The organism is Ruminococcus sp. AF37-20 (assembly GCF_003460465.1).
Lineage (GTDB): Bacteria > Bacillota > Clostridia > Oscillospirales > Ruminococcaceae > Hominimerdicola > Hominimerdicola aceti.
Genome location: NZ_QTVE01000055.1, coordinates 1 through 1465, shown reverse-complemented (window position 1 = coordinate 1465; position 1465 = coordinate 1). Strand labels below are relative to the sequence as shown.

Below are 1465 nucleotides of genomic sequence, written 5' to 3'. Positions count from 1 at the left end.
ATCTCCTTTGGTATGATATTAGCATAGTCCAAACTGCTGACTACAGTGGTGACAGGCTATGCTTATTTTGATATAATAAGAAGGTAATGGACTGACGGTCACCCCCTTAGAACTAAGCGTTCGTAATAGAAAGTGTCAGCCGCCTTCTTGTTATAAAATTCGATTAAGCAGGTTGTACCTGCTGTGTTTACAGCAGCGTTCGCATCACTAACCAAAATGAATTTTAATAAGCTCCTGAGCGGAAACATTACAAAATATCAGAAAGAAGGATTTATCATGATTAGTGTAGGAATTGATGTATCAAAAGGAAAAAGTACTGTTTGCATTATGAAACCTTGCGGCGAAATACTTGAATCACCCTTTGACATTGGTCACACTGCCGATGAACTGGATTCTCTTATTTCTCTCATCAAATCATTCGATGAAGAAACCCGTGTTGTTATGGAAGATACAGGTCACTATCATCTTCCTGTTGCGACCTATTTATCTTCTCACAACATTTTTGTATGCTGTGTAAAAGCCTTGCGTATGAAGAAGTTCTGCTCGCAAAGCATAAGACGAGCAAAAACCGATAAAATTGATTCGATTAAAATCGCATCTTTCGGTATTACATACTGGAACGAGCTTGTTAAGGCTTATCCCTCTAATGTTATATACGATGAACTTAAATTTCTTGCACGTCAGTATTATCAGGTTACAGGTATGCTTGTTAAATCAAAGGTGAACTTCTCCAATCTTCTTGACCAAGTTATGCCCAAAATCAATGATGTTCTTTCAAATCAAGGTGAAAATCACAAGCTGACCGAGTTTGTCAGTCGATATATTCATTTTCAGAATATTCTCGATATGGGAGAAATGAAATTTACATCTGATTACTGCAAATGGGCAAAGAAAAAGGGATACCGCTTAAACGAGCGTAAGGCAGCGGAAATCCTTGCCCTTGCTCAAAACGGTATCCCTACGCTTCCTAACTCCCAATCCGTCAAAATTGCCGTTAGTGAAGCCGTCAAGCTGATCCACTCAATAGAGGAATCACGCAATACCATTTTAGCACAAATGCAGGATCTTTGCAACACCTTGCCTGAATATTCTGTTGTCAAGGAAATGGATTGTATCGGAGATACACTTGCTCCACGTATCATTGCTGAAATTGGCGATGTACGCAGATTCAAAAACAAGCACTCTCTCATTGCCTATGCAGGCATTGACGCTCCGCCTTATCAGTCGGGTGCATTCCACGCTTCTGAGCGTCATATATCCAAGCGTGGAAACAGTTATCTGCGAAAAACAGGCTACGAGATCATGCAGTCCTTAATCAAACACAAACCTGCCGACAATGCTGTCTATGACTTTATTCAGAAGAAACGCAGCGAAGGGAAATGCGGCAAAGAAGCAATGATTGCGGGGCTTAACAAATTCCTTCGAGTTTACTACGGCAAGGTTATGGAGTTTTACTCCGAACATT

Annotated in this window: 1 protein-coding gene; it reads left to right on the top strand. The window is 40.4% G+C overall.

Translation table 11 applies throughout. The annotated features are described in order from the left end of the window. Positions 1-276: 276 nt before the first annotated feature. On the top strand, positions 277-1465 hold a 1189-nt coding region (locus DW015_RS13230), incomplete at its 3' end, for an IS110 family transposase (protein WP_117905968.1).